The organism is Treponema ruminis (genome assembly GCF_014201975.1).
GTDB lineage: Bacteria > Spirochaetota > Spirochaetia > Treponematales > Treponemataceae > Treponema_D > Treponema_D ruminis.
In genome coordinates this window covers 231,773-252,560 of sequence record NZ_JACHFQ010000001.1, presented here as the reverse complement: position 1 = coordinate 252,560, position 20,788 = coordinate 231,773, and the positions used below count along the sequence as shown (strand labels likewise).

Genomic DNA, 20,788 nt, shown 5'->3' with positions numbered 1-20,788 from the left:
TGATTGAATAAAACATTAAAATCTTCTAAAATACAGTCAATATGAACGATTTAATAACAGAATTTATTGAAAAAGATGCTATAGATTCCCTGAACCTCTTGCTTGCCAGCTCAGACAATGCAGAAATTGCAAAATCTGCGGCCGTCGTTGCTTCTCAGTTCGGCTCAGGATTTGACATTTCTACAGATGCAAGTGTTAAAAAGCTCATAACCAGTTTCAAAAAAAATCTTACACTTCTTATCCAGAAAACATGGGTTGACCACTCGGACGTTTCCCTCAAGGAAGAAATTCTGGTCAAACTCGAAAAATATATCGCATCCATCGAAGAAGACAAATGGGCCCAGGTTTCAGGCTCCTTCACAAAAATTCTTGACGACGTAATCTACCTCATGTTCGGTGCAATGGCAAAATCCCCCGATTTCCCAGAGTACGCCCTCCGAATCGACCCCGAATTCGGTATTTTCTGGTGGTACGTTAAAAGTCTCCCGGTCACAAACGACTGGTCAAACGAAAAGAACAAGGCGGTCATGTTAATCGCAATGTTCTTCCTGGCAAACTATTAGTAAATTGAAAAGGGGAGGGAGAAGTCTCTCCCTGCGCGCCCACTTCGTTGGTCGCTACCCTCTCACCTAAGGGGCTTCGCCCCTTAAAATCCCCGGATACGCCCCGATTGGAGGCTTTTATGAACATTAACGAGATTTCTGACAAACTTCGTGCCGGAAGCGAAATCCTTGCTCTTCAGACTGCTGCTCAAAAAAACATCGCTCTTTCAGCTGTAATTTCTTCTATAGACAAAAATCGTGCCGCAATTCTTGCGGCAAATGCTGAGGATGTCGCTCTTGCCCGCTCAAAAGGCACTTCAGAAGCACTCGTTGACCGCCTTTCCCTTAACGACAAGCGCATTGACGGCCTTATCGACTCAATCAAAATCATCATTTCCCAGACAGACCCGATTGGCGAGGAAATCACGGGCTGGAAGACACCAGCCGGCATGACAATCAGACAGGTTCGGGTTCCGCTCGGAGTTGTAGCAATCATCTACGAAAGCCGCCCGAACGTCACTGTTGATGCATTCGCACTCGCATACAAAAGCGGAAACTCAATCCTTCTCCGAGGCTCGTCAAGCGCACTCAAGTCAAACAAGGCAATTGTTGCTGCGATTAAGGAAGGTCTTGCTTCAAGCGAGGCTCAGGGCCTGGGTGTAGTTGATTCAATCGAACTTGCTCCATGCGAAAGCCACTCAGAAGTCGAAGAAATCCTCGGTGCAGTCGGCAAAATCGACATGGCACTTCCTCGTGGCAGTGCAAAACTCATCAACATGGTCGTAGAAAAGGCAAAAGTTCCTGTAATCGAAACCGGTGCCGGAATCTGCCACCTTTACGTTGACGAAACAGGCAACCTCGAAATGGCAGAAAACATAGCCTGGAACGCCAAAACCCAGCGACCTGGAGTCTGCAACGCAATCGAGTGCATCTTAGTTCACGAAAAAGTAGCTCAGGAATTCCTTCCGCGCCTTGCAAAACGATTTGCCGGTACAGTTGAAGTTCGTGCTGACGAAAAGGCATATAAAATCCTGGAATCTGCTTCAAAAGACTTAAAGCTCGTACACGCAGAAGAATCAGATTTCGGCTTTGAATTCCTTGATTTGATTTGCGCAGTCAAAGTTGTGCGAGACGTAAACGAAGCAATTTCTTACATCAACACCCACAACACAAAGCACTCAGAAAGCATCATCACGGAAACCCGCGCTACGGCACGACTTTTCCAGGCCAAAGTTGATGCAGCCTGTGTCTACGTAAACTGCTCAACCCGCTTCACGGACGGCGGCGAATTCGGCTTCGGTGCAGAACTCGGCATCTCAACCCAAAAACTCCACGCCCGCGGACCAATGGGAATCAAAGTCCTCACCACCACAAAATACCTCATAGACGGTGACGGTCAGGTTCGCTAGCCGTGGTTGCCATGTGGCAGGACATCAAAAAATATTTTCCTCATTGGTCATTAGATGACTACCCCCCCCGTTATAATAGTTTTAAATTTTATGAAAAAAGGGGGCTTTCAATGAAAGCAATTAAGAAAATTTTGGCAATCTTGCTTGCAGGAGCATTGGTTTTTGGCTTTGCAGCCTGTTCTAGCGATGATGATGGCGGAAACTCTAGCAGCGAAACAGTAAAAACAGATGAAAACTCTGGCAGCGAAACAGGAAAAACAGGCGGAAGCAGTGGCGACACGAAAGTTGAAAAGCCTGCTGCTTCTGAAATTCTGGCCAGCTTTAAGGGAACAATACCAACGAAAGGTGAATATGTCCTGTATTATCTAAAATCAAACCTTGCTGTTGTGGAAATCGTGGATAGGGAGATTTTTCTTAAAGGATCTTATACTGGTGACATTTCAAAAGACGGCGAAGGAACTGTTTATTTGAAAGCAGATGATGGTATTAATTATTTTTGGGAATTAACTGGAAATGACTTGAAGCTTTATGGAAAAGAAGCTGGCAGCACTTATGGAAAGAAACTGATTTCAACATTTACCAGAGTTTCTGAGAATAATTCAGATTCAGGAGAAACAAAAGAAAAGCCGAGTGAATCAGCTGCTTCTTCTCAGGACAATCCTTTTAAGGGAACTGAATGGATGTGCTATGATTTATCAAATGTGTATAATTCTGTTGACATTCAGATTGAAAAGGACAAACTCAAAGGGGTTATGATTTGCAGACTCTCGGACTATAAGGCGGACTATAAGGACAAGATTCTATCAGAATCTTACACAGTTACTAAAAACGGTGATTCCTATACTGCATCAAGTAAAGATTTTACTATTACAATAAATTCCAAAGACGCTAGGAATGGTGTTATTACCTGCAGTCACTTTGGCTTGAATAACGCACCAATTGCAAAACGATAGTGATAAGTGGCGGCAGGGGCTTTTCCTTGCCGCCGTTTTGAAATTCCTGCAAATCCGTGATATATTGCACACATGCCCGGTCACAAAACATCGCACACACAGCTTGAACGCTTCCGCCTGATTGATTCTCTCCTTTCTTCGGGTGAAACCATTTCCTTTGATGACATTCTTGAAAAGCTCCGTTCCATTCTTCGCGACCCGGCTCTTTCTGAAAGCACTCTCCGCCGGGATTTCCGCTACATGAAGAATGAGCTTGCCGCTCCCCTCGAATACGATGCAAAAAAGTATGGCTGGCATTACACAAAGACCTACAAACTTCCTTCATCCGGTTTTACTGATGATGAAATTCTTGCCCTGCATCTGGTTAAAAAATTGATTGGGCAACATTCTTCTGAGGATTTTATTTTCAAGTCAATTCAGACTCTTCTCGAAAAAATCAGTCCGTCATTGAATCTTGATGAAGAAAAGAAAGCCGAGCCTGTGAGAGAAGGTGAACTGGATTTTGAGGAAGCAGACTCAAAAGCTCTTACAATTTATGACCGGATTTTTGTTCCTACCCGTCCAAAGCCTGTTCTTGAAAAAGAGGCTTGTGAAAAAGTCCTTTTTGCGATTAAAAACAATTTTATGCTTGATTTTTATTACAACAGCAAATGGGAGCCGGAAGAACGCCACAGAAGAATCATGCCGTTTCAGCTTGTCCTTGATGAAGGTTCCCTTTATCTTTACGGAGCCAGACGCACAGAGCCGGATAATCCGCGCCTTTTCAACCTTTCCAAAATGCACGGCGTCGAAGTAATAACTTCCCGGAGTTTTGATCTTCCGCCGAATTTCCGCTTTCATGAAGAAACAGAGCAGGGCAGATTCGGGGCTTTTCAGTACGACGATTATTTTGACTTTAAAATTGAATTCTACGGTGATGCAAGAAAAATTGTCCGCGAATATGTCTGGTCGGACAATCAGATTCTGGAAGAAGATTCGGAACATGACAAATCGATTCTGACTTTCACGACTTCTCAGTGGCTCCCGGTTCAAAAATGGCTTCTTTCGTTTGGTGGAGAAGCAAAACCTCTTGAGCCTGACTGGTTCGTAGCCGAATGGAAGGAAATCGTAAGGAAAATGGCAAAAAATGCAGAATAATTCGAATATGTTGCTTGATATCCGTCGGTACGCCCCTCTTCTGGCCGCCGACGGGTTTTATTATCTTTTCACAGGTCTTTCATCTTCCGTAATCAACAAGGAAATCTACGCAGTTCTTTCTCCCCGGCTGCTTTCGCTTCAGAGCATAATCGGCTGGGGCGGCGGTGTTTTACTCGGCTTTATGTGGTCAAAATGGAACCGCAGGCTTCTTCCGCTCATGCTCCCGTTTTTTATGATGCAGGCAGCCGCAAGCATTCTCTATTTTGTCTATTCCGAAGCCACTTTGAACATGTTCATTTTCTGGATTTTGAGCATGGGAATGTACGTCTTTTTCGGCGGAATCAGCGACAAGATTTTTGAGGGCGCAAAAGCCTGGTTCTTCAAAAAAAGCGATGACCGGGCTTCCTACGACAACTTAATCGACATGACAGGCAGTATCGCAGGCTTTTCGGGCTATTTTATTTCGATGATTTACGTTCCGTCGTTAAGAGCCGCGATTTTCTTTAGTTTCATCGCAACTTTCAGCTGGTGCGCGGGAATCATTGCCTACACGCTTGCTCACAAGGGCGAATTGAAAACGGAACCCCAACATTTCTTGTAAAAGCCCTTCAAAATCAGCCATTATTATCTTATTTGCCCTCTCATACTTTAAGATTTTGTTTAGAGATTTTAAAGAATCGGGGATTTTAACTGATTTTTCTGCATTGACGAGTTAAGTTAAATTTGACCGAAAATAAGGGGGTATTATTTTGAAAAAATTAACAAAGATTTCTGTTTTGATTTCGATTCTTGGAGCTTTCTGTCTGAGTTCTTGTGCCACTGATGATGAGTCTGGAGATTCGGCTTCTTCCAGCTCAACTTCTGCTTCTGAGACGGATGAGGCTGCTGCTGCGGGACAGGAAAATTCCATTTCATCCATGCTTTATCTTGATTTGACAAATGGGAAAATTTCCTGCGACAATTCGCTTTGGTCAGAAATAACAAGCTCAAATTTAAAATTATATTCTGATACGATTTCTGTAAAATCCACAAAAACAGGTCTGATTAAAATTGATGCGACAGCTTTCACATCCGTTCTTTCCATAACCATTTCAGGAACGATGAATGCCGGTGGTATAAAAATTCAATCTAACGGAAGTGATTCGGTTACTGTAAATTTAAGCGGCGTAACAATCAATTCTTCAAATTATCCGTGTCTTGAAGTGACTAAAGGCTCGGCTGCAATCGTAAATCTAAGTGGAACGAACGTTTTTGTTGACGGAAGAAGCTACGGCTACGGCTACGGCGAGGAAGAATATGCGGAAACTTCACAGTATTATGTTGAAGACGGAAGTGATTCAAAAGGAAGTCTCTACAGCAAGGGAAACCTTACAATTTCTGGAAATGGCTCTCTTTCAGTCACACAGGCTTACAAAAACTGCATTGCCTCAAAAGACGGAATCCTTACGATTGAAAAGGGTACTTTAAATCTAAAAAATTATCTTTCGTCTTCTGAAACGGGAAAGAACGGCTTGTTCGGCGGTCAGGGAATTATCGTGAATGGCGGTACAATCACTTTTGATGGAAAAGGCATAATTTCGACAAGCGATGTCAGAAAAGCAAATGCATTTAAAACTGACGATGATGATTATCCGGAAAGCTATATCAAAATCAATGGCGGAACAATAAGTGCAACAGCTTACAATGGAAAGGGACTCAATGCCCCCTGCGTTTACATTGCCGGTGGTACAAATACATTTACTGTGAGCGGAGTAACTGGATTTACAGGCGATGACAACAGATCTGGTTCATGGTATGACGCGGATGGAGTTGCAGAGAGCGGAATCGTCAAATTTGCAGCTGAAGGAATCGAAGGCGAGTCCATCGTTGAAATTTCCGGCGGAAAAACTATTGTTTCAGCCCTCGATGACGGAATAAATGTAAGTGCTACCGGCGGAAATTTAAAGATTTCAGACGGATTCCTGCTCGTAAAGGCTCGGGGGGATGGTCTGGATTCAAACGGAAACATCGTGATTTCTGGAGGCACAGTTGTTGTAAGTCAGACCGGGGGCGGAAATTCTCCGATTGACTGCGGCGACGGAAGTTATTCTTTCAGCGTAACCGGCGGAACGGTCTTTGCCATGGGCTCATCGGATATGTTCAATGAATGTCTTCCTTCAAGCACAACCGTTCCTTATATTTATTCAACATCCTTTGGAAATTCGTCTTCATCGTTGGGCGTGAACGGAATAATTGCCCTGCTTTCCCCACAGACTTATTCTGCGGCCCTTTTAATCAGTTCTGAACTTGAAAATGGAAAGTCCTACAGCTTTGTAAAAGGCGGCTCTGTCAGTGGAACAGAAATTCTTTCCGGTTCAGGGCTTTACTTCCCTGCAAGCGTTTCAGGCGGTTCGAGCATTTCTGCAACTGCAACGACTCAGGCCTCTTCAATGGGCGGATTCGGTGGCGGCGGAAATCCAGGAGGCATGAATTCAGGAATGCCGGGCGGACGCAGGTAAAAATCTGCTGTAATTCAATAGGGTGCTGTTTCCAAATCCTCTGCAATTTGTTATTATCAAGAGTAACAAGGATTTATATGGACATCTCTCAAATCTTAAATGAATCACGCAAAATCGTAATCAAAATCGGTTCTAACACTCTTGCAAAGGAAGACGGCACCCAGAACACTGAGTTCATGCATTCCTTTGCCCGCCAGTGCAAGAACCTTATCGCAAAAGGCAAGCAGATTGTAGTCGTTTCTTCGGGAGCCCAGGTTTCTGGCGTTTCTACCCTCAAGGAATGGGCGCGCAAAAAGGACGTTCACTTCCGTCAGGCTTTGTGTGCTATCGGTCAGGTTGAGCTCATGGCTCAGTGGCGTAAGGCTTTTGCCGAGCAGGACCTTCACATCGGTCAGCTTCTCTTCACAAAAGAAGATTTTGAAGACAACCACCGCTCCCTCAACATCCGTAACACTCTTTTCACTCTGGTTGACGAGGGCGTAGTTCCAATCATCAACGAAAACGACTCGGTTTCCACCGACGAATTTGCAATCGGCGACAACGACAACCTGAGCGCAATCACTGCAATCCTTTGGAGCGCAGATTTGCTGATTCTTTTCAGCGACATTGACGGAATCTATACTGACAATCCAAAGACAAATCCTAAGGCTCAGCTGATTGAAAGCGTAAGTTCAATCGAAGACCTTCGCAAAAAAATCACAATCGGCGAAACAAACGCTTTCGGAACCGGCGGAATCGAAACCAAAATCCAGGCAGCTACAAAAAGCACAAAATACGGCATCCCGATGATTTTAGCCAACGGCGGCGCCGAAAATATTCTGGACAAGCTCGCCGACGGCACAGCCAAGGGCACTCTATTTTTGGCAGAATAAGAAAAACCTATGCTTTTTGGCACAAATTACACCAAAAAGCACATATCCGACTGATGCAAAGAACACAATAAACAGCAATGCCAAAAAAGTCGGAAGCGAGGTTGCGACAAAAACTCGCTTGAACTTGTTCACCGCGAGTTTTGTGGCGCGTTCTCGCTGGAAGACTTTTTTGACACAGCCGAAGATTTGTTCTTTGTGACAGCCAATAAATTCTTTTTGGAGTAAATTATGACAATATCTTGTATCGGAACTGGTGCTATGGGCGGCGCAATCATGCGTGCCGTTTGCAAAAAATTTGATAAAAATCAAATCAAAGTAACTGACAAAAACGCCGAAATGGGCAAAAAATTCGCCAAAGAAAACGGCTGTACTTTCGTTGAGACAAACAAAGAGGCACTCGCCGCAAAATACATTTTCCTTGCCGTAAAGCCTCAGTTTTTGGGTGATGTTTTTGATGAAATAAAGGACGCCATCGGTGCCGAATCAGTCGTAATTTCAATGGCAGCCGGAGTTAAAATCGAAAAATTGCAGAGCTATGCTCCGAACGCCCGCTTTGTGCGCATGATGCCCAACGTCTGCGCTCAGATTGGCGAGGCAATGACCGCCATCACCTGCAAGGACGACATCACAGAGCAGGAGCTTTCTCATGTAAAGGAAATCCTGGGAGCAGCCGGAAAGGTTGAAGAAGTGCCTGAAAAACTCATGGATTGCGTTACAGCCGTAAGCGGTTCAGGACCTGCCTTTGTATTCATGTTCATCGAAGCTCTCGCCGATGCCGCAGTCCGCTGTGGAATGCCGCGCGCCCAGGCTTACACTTACGCCGCCCAGACAGTCTACGGCTCAGCCGGAATGGTCTTGCAGAGCGGAACCCACCCGGCAGTTCTAAAAGATATGGTCTGTTCCCCTGCCGGCACAACAATCGAAGGCGTAGCCGCCCTCGAAAAGAACAATTTCCGCAACGCAGTAATCGAAGCCGTAACAGCCGCAAACAGCCGGTCCGTTGCTCTCGGAAAGTAAAACCCGCTCCGCCGTGTTCCGACATCCATGTCGTGACAAGAATTTTGCCTCGCAAAATTCTTGCGGATTTTCTAGCTTTTGCCCGCATCCGTGCGGGAATTTCTTAGTCTGCGTAACAGCGGCAGCCAGAAAAACTTGCGCCATTTTCTTTTATATAGCAAATGACAATTAAGCATATCCGTATAAGACAAAAAAGACGGCCGGAGTCGCGAGCACTTTCGTTATCGTGCTCGTTTGGATTCTGACACAAACTCGCCTGAGCTATGCTCACTGCGAGGTTTGGGGCAGGTTGTCGACGTAAGGCCGTCTTTTTTGATTTAAGCCGAATAATCCCTAATTGGTATTTGACTAGTTCTTTGCCTTGATTGTTACGATTCTTGAACCCTGAACGAGAATGCGGTAAGTTCCAGCTGGAGCGTTCTTCAATGTGATTGTTTTGATTGGGTCGTCCTGGTCAAGATTGTCGATTGCGAGGAGCTGTGTGTCGCCCTGTTTTACAACTACGCAGCGGCTTGGCTCTCTTCCACCGTTTCCTGTAACGCCGAATTCGATTGTTGCGGCGTCATCGATTGTGATTGCATACTCTGCCTTGCGTTTTTTCTCGATGTTTTCGATTCGTGCAGAAGAGCCGTTGTTGTGATAGATTGCAGTGATTCCGTCTTCAGTCTTGAATTTTGCCTCACCTTTAATCATTTCGAATTTTGCGCCTTTTACAGAACCTGTTCCGCTAGGAATCTCAAAAGCTTTTGCGAATACGTTCATATCCTCGCCGATTTTGCATCCTTTTGGTCGGCCGTTCCAAGCCCAAGTTGCGTCAACGCTGCCTGCAGAAGCTGCGCTTGCCTTCAAATCTGCTGATTCCTGAGCGAAAACCATGCCGCCAATCAACAATGCAGCGAGTGCGATACCAAATTTCTTAAACATTATATTCCTCCATGTCTGACAAATGTTTTTTTTAAGTATAAACGTTGTTACAATAAGAAAAATGCTGATTTTTTTGACAATTCCGATATACTGATGGTATGGATTTTTTCGAATTAAACGCTTTTTTAAACCTTTCTCAAACTTTGCACTTCGCCCACACCGCAGAAAAAGTCAACCTGAGCCCCTCAGCCTTGAGCCGCCTGATTTCTCGTCTTGAGGATGAAACCGGCACGACTTTGCTTGAGCGCAACAACCGCGAAGTCAAGCTCACTCCCCAGGGTTCGGAATTTGCCCATTTTGCAAAAAAATGCCTGGACGAGCAGGAAGATGTTCTTAATTCGTTTAAGTCTCAGGGCAGCGAGGTTGCCGGTTCCCTTCATGTTTACGCTTCTGTTACGGCCTGCTATTCGATTATGCCCCCGTTTTTAAAGGAACTTTCTGAAAAATATCCCCAGATTCATCTTGAAATTGAAACCGGTGATCCGGCTGGTGCAATCAATGCCGTAAAGGAGGGCAGGGCTGAGCTTGCAGTCGCCGCAATTCCAGAGACCGGGCTCAGCGGTTTTGACACCCTGCCAATCCGCCACACTCCGCTTGTTTTTGCCGCCAGTGTCGGTGGAAAGTACGAAAATGTTTCCGGCAGCCCCCAGGACATTGTTTCCTCAGTACCGCTGATTTTGCCCAAAACCGGTCTTGCTCGTGAACGTTTTGACACCTGGATTGCCAGCCGCAACGTAAAGCCTGTAATTGCCGCTGAAACCGAAGGAAACGAGGCAATCATGGCTCTTGTCCAGCTGGGAATCGGAATCGGCCTCATTCCCCACATCGTCCTCACAAACGGCCCCTACGACAAGGGCTTTACCTGCCTTTCTGCGGGCAATGCTCTTGGCTACTACGAAGTCGGCTTCATTCAGAAAAAGGAAATCACCGGCAGCGAATCACTCAAGCGAATCCGAAAGGCTGTGAACGAAATCTTGGATAAAATGCGCTAACTTTCTTCAAATCTTTTTCCGAAAATTAAAGAGAGAAAATTTATTTTTGGAGACCTCGAATGAAACGCTTCCGTCTTTTTTTGATTTCATTTCTTGCCTGTGCCATTTTGCCTCTTTCGGCTCAGAATAATAAACTTCGTGTTCCCGACTCATCTGTCATCCGAAAGGCTCTCGTCGAAAACTGGTTTGAGCAGCCTCTTGAAAATGTCCGCCAGAACCACACTGAACTCAGGGCCAACTCAATCGGGCAGGTTTTTCAGGTCCGCTTGGAAGAAACTCCTGAAATCTTTTCTATTATAGTAGCTCCGGAAACTGCAATTTCCGTTGACTTGTACACTCAGGACGGAATCCAAAAAAAGAAAGTGAACGAATATCCGCCTGACGCACCTGGAAGCTGGATTTTGATGAAGGATTCAGTTACTGGAAAGGCAATCCGAATCCGATATTATTTTGCCGCAGACAGCGACGTTTACGTTCAGTTCTATCCGGGTGGAAACAAGACCCTTGCCGACTATGTGATTCAGGGCTGTTTTGCTGCCCGCGGAGTTCCAATCGGAGTTTCCTTCGATTATTTTTACACCGCTTCGTTCGCATCAGTTCTTTCCCTGACAGAAAAATCCCTTCCATGGCAGTATGCTGATATTCATCCTGAGCAGTATCATGGAAATCTGGTCATGGTCAATGGAATCAAGAAAAACCTTGCAAGAATCAAGCAGGTTAAGGACGGCTGCTATGACGAGCAGGGAAAGCCTGTCTACATTGGCGGAAAACTTGCAGGAGAGCCCCGCGATGTTGATTTAGAAGATGTAAAAAATGACATCCTCACCATGAATCATTCAGGTTTTACAAAATGGGTCGTTGACGGAACGATCGTGCCTGTCTCTGGAACTTACACTTATCTTGCCCCTCTTCTCCGCCCGACAACTTCCGTCAGTCCTCTTGGAGTGGCAGGAATCAGGGGGCAGGACGAAAGTCTTTTCCATTCACTCGACTGGACCAGAAATCTGGCCGCAGCTAGCGTTTCCATCAAAACCCGGAGAAACTATCTTTACGAGCAGACCGGAGTTGACGTTAACATCGAGCCCTTCAGTGCTGAAGTTTCTGCAAAAGGAATTACGTCAGTTGCGGGCTACATTAAAAATTCCGGCTACGAAATCAAATACCTTAAGCCCTTGCTCTACGTTCTTGGCGTTAGCGAGCCGACTTATTTTTATCTTGCGGCCGTAAGAAGAACAGTCAAGGCTGGAGACGGACGGCCTGAGTTCAAGGTTTTCGACTCATCAGCAGTTATTTTCCCGTATTTTGACAAGAACTGTCAGTTTGGCTGCACTGTTTTCGAAAATGGTCAGGAAATGACGATTGCCCAGTTCACCAAAAAATATCCGGACTGCTTCATTCATTTGACGAGGGTGCTTTCTTCTGACCGCTTTTCTCCGCTATAATATTGCCGCTTATGAATAGAAGATTTAAATTTTCAGTAATTTTCCTGATTCTTACTTTTGTTTCTGAATTTGTCTTTTCTGAGAACAAAAATCTTTCTGCCCTCATGAAAGACAGTTACAAGGCAGGATTTTATCCGGGTGTCGTCCGATATGCCGAAGAAATCCTCCGCCACGAAAAAGATTCTTTGTCCGCTTTCCGGGCTGCGGTCTACGAGGGCGAAAGTCTTTTCAAAATGGGTCGCACCGAAGATTCAATCGCCATCCTTCAAAAATACCAGATGAAGGGCGAAAGCATAAATCCTGAGACCATCCAGCTCAACTCAGCAAAATTTTACTGGCTGGGCCGGGGATATTTCGTCCAGAGACAGTTTTCCAGTGCCCAGAAATGCTTTTTTTCATCCGCTGCGATTTTTAGGGAACTTGAAAAGGCAAGCTCAAAAACAGCCGAATCTTCCCTCGATTATTTTGCCCTTTCCATGCTTCACGGCGGAAAATCCTACATCGAATTAAAAGACTACAAAAATGCAATTCCCCTTTATGAATATGTGATTTCAAACGGCGGAAAATATTTCATCGAAGACTACAAGGATTCCGCGATTGCCCTGGCACAAAGCTACAATTTTACAGCTGATTCAAAAAATGCCCAGAAATGCGTAAAACTTGTCGCCTCTCTAGAAAACGCAAAATTCGATGACGAAACCAAATTCTCCCTGCTGATTCTGAAAGGCGAAGCTTACGAAATCCTCGGCTCTTACAAGGCCGCCTACGACGAATATTGCCGGGTAATCAAAAATGCTCCGGCTGCCCTGGCCGCAAGTGCCATGCAGAAAGCCTACGCTGTTTCTACGGCCCACCGGGATCAGGTTGGCTCTGAGGCTGGCGAAGTCCTTTCCCGCGCTGAATACCGTCTTGCAGAATTCCCGGATCTTCTTTCTGAATTCTGGACCCGACTTGCAGTTGACGCTTTTAACGCCAAGAATTACAAAAAATCACTGGAATATTTCAAGGACGCACAGAAAAACGCATCTTCCTCACAAAAAGAAATTGCCGCCGTTTACCGTGCCGAAATAGCCTACATCACAAACGAAGATAAAAATGCCGGAGCAAAGGCTGCGGTTGCCATTCTTGCAGAAGCCGCCCTTTCAAAGTCTGCTTCCAAAAACGAGACCATCCTGCTTTCAATTGCCCGCTTTAACGGCTACATCAAAAACTGGAAGGATTGCGAAAGCTACGCTTCAAAATGCCTCAAGTCCAGCAATCCGGAAATCGAAAAAAATGCAGTTTACTGGCTCGCCCTGGCAAAATACGAGACCGGCGAAGTTGCAAAGGCTTCTGCCGTAATCGAAAACTACAAAAAAGACAATAAAATCGAAGACAAGTCGCTCTTAAACCTTTACGCGAAAGCCCTTGCCAAGCAGGGAAAATACCACGATGCGGACCTGATTTTCTATTCGCTGGGTCAAAAAAATCAGCTTGATAATGACGGTCGACTCGACTATTCGCGCACCCTTTTGATTGCAGGCCACTACGTTTCAACCAAGCAGCAGGCTTCAAAGGCAAAGGGCGACGAGGCTGTCTATCTGAGTGCCCTGGCTTCATTCAACCAGCATAACTGGCGGGAGGCTCAGGCTTCATTTGCAAAAGTCCTTTCCTCAAAAACTCTGGACAAAGACTACGTTGCCTATGCTCAGTTTTATCACGGCTATGCCCTCTATCAGCTGGGAGAATACGAAAAATCCGTCTCCAGCCTCAACCATTTTATAGAAGAAAATCCAACCCACACCTTCATCTGGTCGGCTTACATGACGGTCGCTCGCGCAGCTGCCTTCTCAAAGAATGAAGGCCAGGCGGTTTCTGCCTCACAAAAGGCAATCAAAACTGCCAAAAACGAAAAGGACAAGCAGGAGTCAATTATTCTGGCCGCAGGAATCCTTTCAGACGGCAAGAAATTTGACGAGGCCCTCTCCCTTCTTTCTCCCCACATCAGCAAAAAAACTGAATTTGGCTGGGAGTGCAAGTACCGGAGCGCAGAAATCCTGGTTCAAAAGGGAAGTGCAGCCCAGGCCGACAGATATTTTGAGGAACTTGCTTCCCTCACAGAAAAAGAAGCGAATTTAATCGCCGAGGAATCTGCCTACCGCCGTGCCGAAATCGCTTACTCGGCCGGAGACTATTCAAATTCCGCAAGACTTTTCGAGTTCTACAGCAAAAACTGGGCGGACGGACGCTTTGCCTATGCCGCAATTTATTTTTCTGCTGATTCCCTTGCAAAATCAGGCAACGACGTAAAGGCAATCCTTCGTTACCAGCAGATTACTGATTCAAAAGCCGAAACTTCATACCGCTACGGTTCAGAAAAGAATCTCATCGAATTGTATCAGAAGACCGGCGACTACGTTTCAGCCCTGGAAATGGCCAACAGAATGATTGACGAGTACGGTTCTCAGGCTTTAAACGACGGAATCGGCAAAAAAGTCAGTGAATTAAAGAAACTTGGAGCGGGAAGCGCTGTTTCTATAGAAGACAAGGTAAAACTTGCAGAAAAATCGCTTGCAAAAACAAGGAATGATCCTTCAAAAAGCGAGGAAAGCATGAAGAACGCTATTTTCCTTGCTGATGCCTACAGGCTCAAAGGGGAGAACAAAAAATCTGCTGAAACCTATCTTGAGGCGGCAAAATTCTCCCGCCAGGCCGGAAATGACGAAAACGCAGCGAGAAGTTTTTACGGTGCCGTTGAATCTTTTGATGCGGCCGGGCTTTACGCTGACGAAAAAGCGACTTTCAAGGAAATGAAAAAACTTTACCCACAAAATAAATACACGCTTGATGCTGAAAAAATTGCGGGAGGACTTTAATAATGAAAAAAATATTACTGAATACAATTTTCTTTGCGGCGGCCTTTGCGCTTTCTGCACAGTCAAAAAATACGGCTCCAAATGAAATCATCGAGGAAGAAATCGAGCTTCCTGATGTAACAACCGTCGTAAACGGCAAGACTTTTACTGCCGGCAAGGACTCGGTTCCTGACTACACAAAGATTTTGCCGGAAAATTCTGCACCGGAAGTCCAGCTGCCGGAAATGGAAGGAGTTAAGACTCCCAAAAATCTGCCGGAAAACCACAACCGCCAGGAAGCACAGGCAAAGGACATTTACGCTCAGGGCGAGCTTGGAGCCGGCTATCCCTTCTATTTCAAGGGCGACTTTTCAATTTACCGGGCTTCGGGCAATTCTCCATTTGAAATTGACTTTAATCACGAAGGTTCTGAGGGCTTTGCCCGCAAAAAGGCTGACCAGGGCTATTTTGCCCGCGAGACATCCGTAAAGGGGAAAAAATCCCTCTTCGGTGAGCGAGGAACTCACCACGTTGAAGGCGAGTATAAAATGAGCGACGACGGCCTTCAGCTCAAGTCAGACTCATTCTCCGACATGGTTAAGCACACGATTTATGCAGATGCAGGCTCTGACTGGGAAACGGAAAAAGGCTTCCTCATTTCTTACGGGGCAAACGGCGCCTGGTTCAACCGCTACGGCGAAGTCATGCAGGACAGCGTAACCTACGAAAATTTCCTGGACAGTACAAAAATCGTTGACGTAAATCCTTATCTAGGCTTCGGCTGGACTGACGGCGACGGCTTTAAGGCCATGCTCACAGGCTTTTACGGCTTCCAGGGCAATCTGGCTCAAAAAGACAACCTCATGAAAATCGAAGAATCTTCCAGCTCGGAAAGGACACACCGCGGCCAGTTCAAGCTTGACGTCTCATGGGAAAACGACTTTATTTCCCTGGGCGCAGATGCTTCCCTGATTCTGGGAACTGCAATCGGCTCAAAATCTGTCCTTCCAGCCTGCACGGGCCGCCTCGATTTCAAGACAGAATCCTTCACCGACGACAGGTTCATCACAATCTCAGCCCGCGGCGGAATCGATTCATATCAGGAAAAAATCCGCAATCTTGAGAACAAATACAAATTTGCAGCCGCTCCGGCCCTTCCATGCGAAACAAGCGACTTCTTTACGACAGTCGACCTGAGCCTGCCGATCCTCACGGCTTTTGAGGCAAAAGCTGGCTTTGAATTCCGAAAAACTGCTTTTGAAAACGGATTCTGGCAGGTCAAATACAAGGAAGCCCTGCTTTCTCTTCCAAAAGAGGACGGAAACTTTACTCAAATCGGACTATACCAAATCGCTCCAGAAGAGCGCACCGAAATCAACACGAATCTTGCTTTCTATGCAGACATTTCAGCCTTCAAGCTCGGACTTCTGTGGAAATCATTCTGGAAAGACATTCCAAGCCTGGAAGACAGACAGAAAGTCACAGTCTCAGCTGAATACCAGAGCCTGAGCGCAAAATGGAACGCAGGAACCTCAATGGCAGTCGCTTTTGGCGAGGACGCCGACACTTGCCCCGACCTTTCAGCCTGGGCTGGAGTCCGTCTGGCACCGGCCTTGAGTCTTGCCTTTGAAGTCAATGATGTAATAAAATTAGCCAGTGGAAAAAGCCGCGACTGGGCACATTCCGAATTCATAACAACGTCTGGAAACGCGGTCTTGCTGGTAAAATTCCAATTCTAAAAGAGGAAAAATATGTTTAATTTGTTGAAATCTGGCGGAATCCTCATGATTCCAATTCTTATCTGTGGTCTTTTGGCGACTTACATCATCATCGAGCGACTCGTTTATTTCGCTTCAATCCAAAAAAAGGACCGCGAGCTCCGCAAAAATCTCGAGGAAGTTCTTGCTGGCGGAGATTTTTCTTCAGCAGAGGCATTCTGCATTCAGGCTGGCACGCCTCTTTCTCAGGTTGTCCGCAAGGCTCTCGGCTGCCGAAAGCTCACCGAAGACGACATGCGCGAAATCGTTCAGTGCGAAATCGATGCTGTAGCCCCACAGTTTGACCACTGGCTCACCCTTTTGAGCACAATCGCAAACATTTCTACTTTGCTGGGACTTTTCGGCACCGTAACAGGCAACATCAAGGCTTTCGGCGTTCTCGGCTCAGGCGGCACAATGGGAAACCCAGCCGTTCTCGCAAGCTCAATTTCCGAAGCCCTCATGACAACGGCTGCCGGTCTTTTCGTAGCAATTCCGTCGCTCATTTTCAGCAACGCTCTTTCCCGCAAGGCCGACAAATGCGTTTCCGAAATGGAAGGCACAGTCACAAAACTCATTCTCCGCCTCACAGGTCGTGTAATGTAGGCTGCCTATGAAAGTATCAAACCGAAAAAAGCGTGGCACGGCCGTTGACCTCACGCCGATGATTGACGTCGTATTTCAGCTGATTCTCTTCTTCCTGGTTTCGACCACTTTCGCGGTTCTTCCTGCAATCAACGTCAATTTGCCGGAAAGCGAAACGGCTCAGGGCGCGGACATAGCCGGAATCACAATCACAATCCAGTCAAACGGCAAAATGTGGTTCAATGACGAGCAGGTTTCATTCAGCACTTTGGGCAAAAAACTCGCCGCATTCGACACCGAGGGCAAAAAAAAGGAAGAATATCCGGTCACCCTCGAAGCCGACGAAAACGTAACCAATGGCTCAATCGTAAAAGTCTTTGACGTCCTCCGCACCGAAGGCTTTGTGAGCGTAAATCTTAGGACGACTGACAAATGAGAAAGGTCGAGCAGAAGCCGGCAATAGCAGGATTTGTCGGAACGATTCTAGTATGGATTTTACTTTTTCTCTTCTTTTATATTGGTGCCATTCTTTTTGCGCCCAAGCCTTTCAAGACAATTAAAATCCGTCTCGACGCTCCCACAAAATCTGAAAAACTGGTAAAAAAGACCGAAACATCAACTTCTCAGCCAAAAAAATCCGAGCAAAAGGGGGAAGTCTCCCCCTCACTACAGCCTGCTTCGCAGTCTTCCGCTACCCCCTATGCGGTGGACACTCCCGCAACGCCCCCGAAAGCAAAAGCGGCAGAGTCAAAGCCAAAGAGCGAGCCAAAGAAAACAGAAACTAAAAAGGCAGAAGCAAAGAAGGCCGAGCCTAAAAAGGCTGAGTCAAAGCCCGCTCCCAAAAAAGCTGAGCCTAAAAAATCCGAGCCGGCAAAATCTGCTTCTCAGCCGACAAAAAAAGCCCAGACCAAGCCGGTCGAGCATCCAAAAATGGTTGAACAGCAGCTTCAAAAGAGCATGGAAGAACTTTTGGCCGAACAGCAGGCTCCAAAAAAGGCTGCCAAAAAAGAATTCGACTGGTCACAGTTTGATGATATGGAAGGAAATTCTTCATCTTCAAATTCAAGCGCAGTCGCAAAGAATACATCTTCTGCATCTTCAAGCAAAAACGCCTTCTCTGGAAGTGCCGCCGCTTCTTCAAGCGAAAAATCAACGGCCGCAAGTTCGGCTTCAAGCTCTGCAAAATCAGCTTCAAGCCAAAAGGCAAGTTCGTCAACCGCCTCGGCCCTGGCTGGCGCAGTTTCAGCACATAAATTCTCTTCAAAATCAGGCGACGTTTCTTCAAATGTAACTGCAAATACAGGCACATCTTCTGACGGAAAAGTTTCCCTCCAGATGTCCGACGGCACTCCGCGAATCCTTTTGGAGCCGGCTGAGCCAAAAATCATCCTTTCAAAAGAAGCCGCAGCCCTGATTGACAGCACAAAACGCCTGACAGTCTCATTCACAGTCTCTGCAAGCGGAAATATTCCCGTCACAAGCGTAAAAATTTCCCCGGACATCCTTCCGTCTCTGGTTTCAATGGAAATCCGCGAGCAAATTTCCCGCTGGCGCTTCGCATCCGCACCTAATGACGGCCTCGCTCGCTTCGAGTACACCATCCAGAAGCAGTAATAGCGGCAAAAGGCACCCCAAAAAATTTCGAAAAAAAAACTTGACAAAGCGAAAACATGAGCTATACTTGAATTACAGTCTACAACGTTGTAGATTGTGTTGTTCAAAAAAAGGAGGAACAAAACATGAAAAAATTGTTGGCAGCCGCTTTGGCTATCACATGTGCGGCATCACTCTTCGCTGCAAAAAAACAGGGAAAAGTTCTTAACATTTACTGTTGGAACGAAGAATTCCAGAGCCGATTCAACAGCTACTATGCATCAAAACTTCCAGCTGATGTAAAAGTAAACTGGGTTATGACACCAAACCAGGGTGGCGCTTATCAGCAGAAACTCGACGAAGCTCTCTTGGCTCAGAAAAAGGCAAAAGCTGATGACAAAATCGACCTTTTCCTTGTAGAGGCTGACTACGCTCTCAAATATGTTGACACACCATACACATTGGATGTTAAGAAAGACATCGGTCTCAAAGATGCAGACCTTGCTAAACAGTACAAATACACTCAGGATGTTATGACTGACTCTAAAGGCAAACTCAAGGGTGTTTCTTGGCAGGCTTGTCCGGGCGGATTCATCTATCGTCGCTCAATCGCTAAAGACGTTATCGGTACAGATGATCCAGATGAAGTAGGAAAAGCACTTTCTGACTGGGATAAATTCGACAAAGTTGCAGCAGATGCAAAAGCAAAAGGATACTTCATGCTTTCTGGTTATGATGACGCATTCCGCGTATTCTCTGACAACATGAAATCAGCATGGGTAGACAAAAAAGGCAAGATCGTTATTGACCCACAGATCAAACGCTGGGTAACAATGACAAAAAAATACACAGACAACGGCTACAACAACAAAGCTAACCTCTGGTCAGCAGAAAGCTTCGCTGGTGCTACAAAAACAGGTAAAGTATTCGGATACTTCGGACCAGCTTGGTTCATCGACTTCTGTCTCGCTCCAGCAACTCTCGACAATCCAAACGGCGAGAAAGCTCTCGGAAACGGCTCATATGGTGACTGGGCATTCTGCAAAGGCCCACAGGGCTTCTCTTGGGGTGGCACTTGGATTTGTGGTGCAGCAGGTTCAGACAACATCGACTTGATCCGTGACATCATGAAGACATTGACATGTGACGGTGCAGTTGCAGAGAAAATCGCTAAAGAGGCTGGTGACTTCACAAACAACGAAGATGCAATGGCAAAAGTTGCTAACAGCTCTTACCAGAACCCATTCTTGGGCGGACAGAACCACATGAAGTTCTTCTTGGCTTCTGCTAAATCAATCAACAAGAACAACATGTCTATGTACGACCAGGGTATGGCTGAGACATTGCAGGCTGCAATGGCTGACTACTTCAACGGTAAAGTTGACGAGCAGAAAGCTTGGGACAACTTCTACATGTCAGTTACAGAGCGCTATCCAAACTTGAAAAAATAAGGATAGATAAAGTTCATTCAGATTGATGAACATTTTCTAAAAAAGCTGCCTTTCGAGGCGGCTTTTTTTTTGATTTATTCGGAAAAATACTGTATAATAGTTGCGTTATGCTCGGAAACATAAAAGTCGTGGCTTTTGATATTGACGGCACTCTTTATCCCTCTTTTTCTCTTTATATCCGCCTTATCCCATATATTATCCGGCATTTCAAATTTTATATTCATTACAATCGTGTGCGACGAATCATGCACAGAACGGCTCCCCTTCCTGATTTTTATGAGTATCAGGGCCGGCTCATGGCCGAAGAACTGGGCTGCTCTTCACTGAGGGCCAGGGCAATGATTAAGCTCATTGCTTACGACGGCCTCATTCCATATTTTGAAAAAATCAAGCCTTTCAAGCACGTTGATGAAACATTCAAAACCCTGCGCGAAAAAGGCTATAAAATCGCCCTTCTTTCTGATTTTCCTCCAAGCCAAAAGGGGGATATCTGGGGCCTTATTCCTTATTGTGACTTAATTCTTGGTTCCGAGGCTATTGGTGCTCTCAAACCGTCAAAATATCCTTTCGGTGTAATGGCAATGGCAATGGAAGTGGAGCCGAGTGAAATTCTTTATGTCGGCAACAGCGTTCATTTTGATGTCCGCGGCGCAAACAATGCCGGCATGAAAAGCGCCATAATTGCCTCTCCGCTAAAACGAATGTTCAGCAAAAAAATCAAAGAAGCTGATATTTCATTCTCGAACTATCGTCAATTTTTAAATAGTGTGTTATAATATATT

At 45.8% G+C, this 20,788-nt stretch carries 18 protein-coding genes; 17 read left to right on the top strand and 1 reads right to left on the bottom strand.

The window, feature by feature from the left end:
* Window positions 1-41 precede the first annotated feature (41 nt).
* From HNP76_RS00945 to proC, 8 genes are all read left to right on the top strand, one after another.
* Window positions 42-563: a hypothetical protein gene (locus HNP76_RS00945; protein WP_184656535.1), complete on the top strand. Its 522-nt coding sequence runs from the start codon at window positions 42-44 to the stop codon at window positions 561-563.
* A 119-nt stretch (window positions 564-682) separates the two neighbouring features.
* A complete protein-coding gene (locus HNP76_RS00940; RefSeq protein WP_184656534.1) occupies window positions 683-1,951 on the top strand; it encodes a glutamate-5-semialdehyde dehydrogenase in 1,269 nt (422 codons plus the stop codon).
* A gap of 11 nt (window positions 1,952-1,962) precedes the next feature.
* Entirely contained in the window at window positions 1,963-2,904 is a 942-nt protein-coding gene (locus tag HNP76_RS00935) for a hypothetical protein (protein ID WP_184656532.1), read from the top strand.
* A 72-nt stretch (window positions 2,905-2,976) separates the two neighbouring features.
* Window positions 2,977-4,041 carry a helix-turn-helix transcriptional regulator gene (locus tag HNP76_RS00930; protein WP_184656531.1) on the top strand — a complete coding sequence of 355 codons (1,065 nt, stop codon included), beginning with the start codon at window positions 2,977-2,979 and terminating at the stop codon, window positions 4,039-4,041.
* Between the two features lie 7 nt (window positions 4,042-4,048).
* The gene (locus HNP76_RS00925) at window positions 4,049-4,642 is read left to right on the top strand and encodes a hypothetical protein (protein WP_184656529.1); all 594 of its coding nucleotides are present in this window, start codon (window positions 4,049-4,051) and stop codon (window positions 4,640-4,642) included.
* 148 nt (window positions 4,643-4,790) lie between these two features.
* On the top strand, window positions 4,791-6,539 hold the full coding sequence (locus HNP76_RS00920; RefSeq protein ID WP_184656528.1) for a carbohydrate-binding domain-containing protein: 1,749 nt from the start codon (window positions 4,791-4,793) through the stop codon (window positions 6,537-6,539).
* 77 nt (window positions 6,540-6,616) lie between these two features.
* The gene (proB, locus tag HNP76_RS00915) at window positions 6,617-7,411 is read left to right on the top strand and encodes a glutamate 5-kinase (protein WP_184656526.1); all 795 of its coding nucleotides are present in this window, start codon (window positions 6,617-6,619) and stop codon (window positions 7,409-7,411) included.
* A 228-nt stretch (window positions 7,412-7,639) separates the two neighbouring features.
* Window positions 7,640-8,428, top strand: coding sequence for a pyrroline-5-carboxylate reductase (gene proC / locus HNP76_RS00910; RefSeq protein WP_184656525.1), 789 nt, complete (start codon window positions 7,640-7,642; stop codon window positions 8,426-8,428).
* A 348-nt stretch (window positions 8,429-8,776) separates the two neighbouring features.
* Here proC and HNP76_RS00905 read toward each other — a convergent pair whose 3' ends face one another.
* Window positions 8,777-9,352, bottom strand: coding sequence for a hypothetical protein (locus HNP76_RS00905; RefSeq protein WP_184656523.1), 576 nt, complete (start codon window positions 9,350-9,352; stop codon window positions 8,777-8,779).
* A 98-nt stretch (window positions 9,353-9,450) separates the two neighbouring features.
* Here HNP76_RS00905 and ilvY point away from each other — a divergent pair, with 98 nt between their 5' ends.
* The 9 genes from ilvY (at window position 9,451) to HNP76_RS00860 (ending at window position 20,782) form a co-directional block, all read left to right on the top strand.
* Complete coding sequence (ilvY, locus tag HNP76_RS00900; RefSeq protein ID WP_184656520.1) at window positions 9,451-10,344, top strand: HTH-type transcriptional activator IlvY; 894 nt, start codon at window positions 9,451-9,453, stop codon at window positions 10,342-10,344.
* 59 nt (window positions 10,345-10,403) lie between these two features.
* Window positions 10,404-11,786 carry a DUF8515 domain-containing protein gene (locus tag HNP76_RS00895; protein WP_184656517.1) on the top strand — a complete coding sequence of 461 codons (1,383 nt, stop codon included), beginning with the start codon at window positions 10,404-10,406 and terminating at the stop codon, window positions 11,784-11,786.
* A gap of 11 nt (window positions 11,787-11,797) precedes the next feature.
* Window positions 11,798-14,641 carry a tetratricopeptide repeat protein gene (locus tag HNP76_RS00890; RefSeq protein WP_184656515.1) on the top strand — a complete coding sequence of 948 codons (2,844 nt, stop codon included), beginning with the start codon at window positions 11,798-11,800 and terminating at the stop codon, window positions 14,639-14,641.
* A gap of 2 nt (window positions 14,642-14,643) precedes the next feature.
* Window positions 14,644-16,359 carry a hypothetical protein gene (locus HNP76_RS00885; RefSeq protein ID WP_184656512.1) on the top strand — a complete coding sequence of 572 codons (1,716 nt, stop codon included), beginning with the start codon at window positions 14,644-14,646 and terminating at the stop codon, window positions 16,357-16,359.
* Between the two features lie 12 nt (window positions 16,360-16,371).
* On the top strand, window positions 16,372-16,983 hold the full coding sequence (locus HNP76_RS00880) for a MotA/TolQ/ExbB proton channel family protein (protein ID WP_184656510.1): 612 nt from the start codon (window positions 16,372-16,374) through the stop codon (window positions 16,981-16,983).
* A 7-nt stretch (window positions 16,984-16,990) separates the two neighbouring features.
* Complete coding sequence (locus tag HNP76_RS00875) at window positions 16,991-17,398, top strand: ExbD/TolR family protein (protein ID WP_184656509.1); 408 nt, start codon at window positions 16,991-16,993, stop codon at window positions 17,396-17,398.
* On the top strand, window positions 17,395-18,576 hold the full coding sequence (locus tag HNP76_RS00870) for a hypothetical protein (protein WP_184656507.1): 1,182 nt from the start codon (window positions 17,395-17,397) through the stop codon (window positions 18,574-18,576). Before HNP76_RS00875 ends, HNP76_RS00870 begins: the two co-directional genes overlap by 4 nt.
* 125 nt (window positions 18,577-18,701) lie before the next feature.
* Window positions 18,702-20,006: a type 2 periplasmic-binding domain-containing protein gene (locus HNP76_RS00865; protein WP_184656506.1), complete on the top strand. Its 1,305-nt coding sequence runs from the start codon at window positions 18,702-18,704 to the stop codon at window positions 20,004-20,006.
* 107 nt (window positions 20,007-20,113) lie between these two features.
* Window positions 20,114-20,782 (top strand): HAD family hydrolase, encoded by a 669-nt coding sequence (locus tag HNP76_RS00860; RefSeq protein ID WP_184656504.1) that lies wholly within the window; start codon window positions 20,114-20,116, stop codon window positions 20,780-20,782.
* The last annotated feature ends 6 nt before the right edge of the window (window positions 20,783-20,788 follow it).